This is a genomic window from Phytoactinopolyspora endophytica, assembly GCF_004138495.1.
GTDB lineage: Bacteria > Actinomycetota > Actinomycetes > Jiangellales > Jiangellaceae > Phytoactinopolyspora > Phytoactinopolyspora endophytica.
This window is the reverse complement of record NZ_ML142851.1, coordinates 217,163-221,792: the sequence shown is the minus strand read 5'-3', so window position 1 is coordinate 221,792 and position 4,630 is coordinate 217,163. Positions and strand designations below refer to the sequence as shown.

Here is a 4,630-nt window from a genome sequence, read left to right as displayed (position 1 = left end):
GAGCGGGAGGCAGTGCCACCCCCCTTTCGTTTCGGATCCACGATCCATACGGTACCGTATGGAGCATGACCATACGGCACCGTATGGAGCCGGTCCCGCACCCGAACCAGCCGATGACCCACCGGTGACGGTTCTTCAGGAGGATCCGCGATGAGGAACGTGCATGAGCGCACCATCGATGCCCCGGCCGAGAAGGTCGCATCCCTGCTCGAGCACATTGGACAGACCGGCGACCGGCTCTGGCCGTCGCCGGCCTGGATGCCCATGCGCTTGGACGGCCCGGTTCAGGTCGGCGCCGACGGCGGCCACGGTCCGGTTCTGTACTGGGTCAGCGAATACGAGCCGGGCCATCGGGTGCGGTTCGCTTTCCACCCGAAGTGCGGCATCGAGGGTTACCACGAGCTGGTCATCGAACCCGCCGGGTCCGATCGGTGCGTCATCCGGCACGTGCTCGACGCGCAGCTACTCGGGGTGATGCGCGTCGTGGGCCCCTTGGCGGTGCGGTGGGTACACGACGCGGTCATCGAGGACCTCCTCGACAACGCCGAACGGTCCGCCACCGGCACTGTCGCGCATCCAGCGCGCTGGTCACCATGGGTCAAAGTACTGCGGCGTTTCCTCGAATTTCCCAAGCCCACAGCCGTTCCCATCCCTGAGGACGCCCGTCTGGTGGCCTCCGCACTCGACACGACCACCTTCGCCGATGCCTGGCAAGTGCCACTGCTGCCCGGCGCGCCCACAGATCCCGCGGTCTGGGCCGACGCCGTCTTCTATGATCCGCCGCGCTGGGTCGGCGGTCTGCTCCGGTTACGCAACGCGGTGGTACGGCTGGTCGGTATCGCTCCCGACGACACGGGCGCCTTCGACCCGATAGACCGCGACGGCGACGAGCTCCTACTCGGCACCGACGCCGGCCACTTGGATTTCCGGGCCTCCGTCTTGGTCAAGAACGAGACGGTGACACTCTCCACGGTCGCCAAGACACACAACCGCCGGGGCAGGCTCTACATGGTGGTCGTGTCGCGGCTGCACCCCGTCATCGTTAGGAGCATGTTGTACCGCGCGCTCCGCCGGACCGCGGCGAACCCCGATCGTGAGGTGCGCTCACATTCCTCACCTTGAGCTTCCTTGAGCTTCCGCTACCCGGCGCAACCAATAGCGGAACCAGCTCTCGCCATAGGGAGCGTAGACGCGTACCGGGATACCCCGCCCGACGAGCCTGCGCGCGTCGTCCTCCCGGACACCCAGAAGCATCTCGACGGTCGTCCCGGGCAGCGCCGCGAGCAGGGCCTCGCGGATCACCGGATCGTGAGTGGCCAATGTCAGACCGGCTCCGCCGGCGTGCACCTGGTGGGCCAGCCGCACATACGCCAGGTCCGTCTCCTCACCCCACGCATGCGCGACGTCGCCGGACTCCAGGTAGGCGCCCTTGACCAGGCGCACCGGCACCCCGGCGCTGACCAGCCGGTCCACGTCATCGGGACTACGCCGCAAGTTCGCCTGCACTGTCGCCAGTACCGGCGCGCCCGTTTCGGCCAGTCCGAGGGTGAGGTCCATGATGCTCGGCGCCTGCCAGTTCTCCTCCGCGCTGATCTCCAGGCGGGATCCGGATGGCAGCACCTCGACGAGTTGCTCGACATACCGGCGACACGTATCGATACCGAGATCGAGGCCGATGTGCGATGGAACGACCTCCAGGTAGACATCGCCGCCGATGTCGGCGAGCGCGGCCGCTGCTTCGCGATATCCCTCTGCGACCCGGCCCACATCAACTTCGTCGTCGTTGCCCTCGCCGAACAGGTCAAGGCTCACGGCCAGGCCGGACCCGACGAGCCGACGTACGGTCACCAGCGCTTCGTCGAGGGTGCGCCCGGCGACATAGCGGCGAGCGGCGCGGTACGCCAAGTCTTCCGTGACCTGGTTGGATCTGACGAGCGACTCGATCTGCGAGTTGGTCGCCAATCCGTAGACAGCGCGACGAGACAGTCCAGAGATCACACCATCGAACGTAGCAGGTCGAGAGCTTCATTGACCCCCGTGGCCCGAGAACGACGTGGTAAGCCCGTACATCCCTATGCCGTGTACGCCCAACCCGACCATTGGGCGATGTCGACGACGATGGCGGGGCCGCCCGGCGGGTCGTCGGCGTACTGCTGGTACTTCGCGACGAGCAGCCGCACCGCCTGGTCACGGAGAGGGCCGTCGTCGACCACCGACGCGCGCCCGTCGGCTCGGACCCACCACAGCTGGGTCCAGTCGTCGTCGTAGTGGTCAGCGAGGACCGATACGTGCGGGTTCTCCTGGATGTTCCGCAACCGCCGCAGCCGCGTCGTCGACTTCGGTTTCTGATCGATGCCGATCACCAGCTGCTCGTCGACGACGGCGAACGTCACCGGGACCAGGTGCGGTTGTAGGTCCGCGCCCGTCGTGGCCAGCCGAGCTACCCGCTCCACCGCCAACCGTCTCCGACACTCACCGTCATCGAGTCGCATACAACACCCACATGTTGCCCACACTATGCGCGCTCCCGGATCCCGCGCCCGGCGTCGTGCGCGTCGTGCGACTCTACGTCGTCACCAAGGTCGAGGAGAACGTCTACGAGTGCGTCGCGCCGACCATGACGACGGGGTTGGTGAGGGTGCCGACGCCCGCGATGTCGATCGTAACGACGTCGCCCTCGGCCAGCGTGAAGTCGCGCTCGGGCACGATCCCGGTCCCCGTGAGCAGGATCGCCCCGGCTGGGTGTTCGAGCGCACGGAACAGCCAGCCCGCCAGATCTGCCAGCTCCCGGCGCATCTGGTCCGTCGAGGTCTTCGCACTGAACACGACGTCGCCGCCGCGTTCGATCCACAGCGCGATGTCGAACGGCCCGCCTCCCGCCTCCCAGACGGGCACGATCTCCGTGCCGAGCGCGCACGACCGTGCATACACCTTCGCCTGCGGCAGGTACAGCGGGTTGTCGCCCTCGATCGACCGGCTGCTCATGTCGTTGCCGACCACGTAGCCGAAGATCTCGCCCGCGCTGTTCAGCACCAGACCCAGCTCGGCTTCGGGCGCGTCCCACCCGGAGTCCGCCCGGATGCCCACCGGCTCGCCGTCGGTGACGACGCGCTCGGGGGTCGATTTGAGGAACAACTCGGGCCGGTCCGCGTCGTACACGAGGTCGTAGACGTCGGCGTGCCCGGACTCCTCCACGCGGCCCTGACGGCTGCGCAGGTACGTGACCCCGGAGGCCCACACCTCCTGCCGGTCCACCGGCGGCAGCCGGTCCCCGCCGTCGACCTCGCCCGCGGCGGTCTCATACCGGTCTCGCGCTTCGGTCAGCGGCAACGCGAGCAGCTCCGCCAACGACGTGCCCAGCCGAGCGAGCCGGCCGCCGCGCTGGACCGCCCAGACCCGTTCGCCACCAAAATCGATCTGTACCAGCGAGCTCATCGCGTCCCTCTCCGTTCCGTTCCGTCTGGCGTCAACCTGCCATGCGTCCTGCACCCCGAGCGTCCCGGCGCTCGCCCTGCCGGACGTGGCGCACGGTCGGTGCCACCGCCGTCCGCAGCCGGTGCAGCGAACCGGGTGAGGTCCACGCTACGTGAGGAGCGGTCGACACCCGCGCGTCGGCCAACAGTGGATCGATCTGGCGCGGCGCTACTGCTGCCGTCGCTGTTCACGTCACCGATTGGCTCGCCCGAGTTGGTCCGCGCCAAGCGTGACAACGTCAGGTCGACTCGCGGACAACGAGCCGGTGAGTCACGGTGCGGTGGCATTCCGGGCCTGACATCGGCAGGTCACCGGCATACATGCCCAGAGCGAGGTCGACGGCGGTCTCGGCCACCGCCCGCATGTTGATCTCGATCGTGGTCAGCTGCGGCGTGACGAATGTGCCCAGCGTGAGGCCGTCGTAACCGGCCACCCGGATCCGGTCCGGGACGGCAATGCCGTCGAGTTGCAGCATCTTGAGCACGCCGCAGGCTACTACGTCGTTGAACGCTACGATTCCATCTGTCTCCGGGCATGCTGACAGGACCGCGCGGCCACCCTTGACGCCGGCGTCCATGGAGCTCTCCTCGATCCGGGTGACCGCCACGTGCCGGCCGTGCCGACGCATCCCGTCGACGAAGCGCTGGCCTCGGGCGGAGGTGGCGTCAGGTTTAGTGACGTCCAGAAGTGCCGGATGCTGGATGCCGCGAGCCACCAGGTGTTCGACGAGATCGTCCATCGCGGCCCGGAAGTCGAGCGCGACGCTGCCGGTAGGCGCGGGTGGGGCGGTATCGAGCTGCACGAATGGGGTGACCGCGAGTTCGTCGGTGAGCTGTTCCGGGTCGATGCTGAAGTAGCCCAGCAGCGCATCCGTCTGCCGGCTCAGGTCGATGATCAGTTGATGCTTGTCCTGGATGTGCACCGTCTCGGCGAGCACGACATTCCATCGGTACCGAGCCGCCTGGCCGATCACCGCCGACGCCAGCTCGGGGTAGTACGGGTTGGTCAGGTCGTCGATGATCAGTCCCAACGTGGGCTGGCCAGGCTTGACCAGGCCGCGGCCGAACGTCGACGGCCGATAGCGCAGCTCGCGGGCGGCGGCGAAGACCCGCTCCTTGGTCCGCACGCTGATTCCCGGCATGTGGTTCATCGCGCG

General features: G+C 67.8%; 5 protein-coding genes. 1 reads left to right on the top strand and 4 read right to left on the bottom strand.

Going from position 1 to position 4,630, the window contains the following annotated elements; all coding sequences use genetic code 11:
* The first annotated feature begins 150 nt into the window (after positions 1–150).
* Positions 151–1,122, top strand: a complete 972-nt coding sequence (locus tag ELR45_RS06890) for a DUF2867 domain-containing protein (protein WP_129664573.1) — start codon at positions 151–153, stop codon at positions 1,120–1,122.
* Here ELR45_RS06890 and ELR45_RS06885 read toward each other — a convergent pair.
* From ELR45_RS06885 to ELR45_RS06870, 4 genes are all read right to left on the bottom strand, one after another.
* On the bottom strand, positions 1,114–1,998 hold the full coding sequence (locus tag ELR45_RS06885; RefSeq protein ID WP_129664571.1) for a proline dehydrogenase family protein: 885 nt from the start codon (positions 1,996–1,998) through the stop codon (positions 1,114–1,116). The genes ELR45_RS06890 and ELR45_RS06885 overlap by 9 nt on opposite strands.
* 74 nt (positions 1,999–2,072) lie before the next feature.
* Positions 2,073–2,492, bottom strand: a complete 420-nt coding sequence (locus ELR45_RS06880; protein ID WP_129664569.1) for a TIGR03668 family PPOX class F420-dependent oxidoreductase — start codon at positions 2,490–2,492, stop codon at positions 2,073–2,075.
* A gap of 103 nt (positions 2,493–2,595) precedes the next feature.
* Positions 2,596–3,435 (bottom strand): fumarylacetoacetate hydrolase family protein, encoded by an 840-nt coding sequence (locus ELR45_RS06875; protein WP_129664567.1) that lies wholly within the window; start codon positions 3,433–3,435, stop codon positions 2,596–2,598.
* A 277-nt stretch (positions 3,436–3,712) separates the two neighbouring features.
* The coding region (locus ELR45_RS06870; protein ID WP_165367544.1) for a LacI family DNA-binding transcriptional regulator at positions 3,713–4,630 on the bottom strand (918 nt) is incomplete at its 5' end.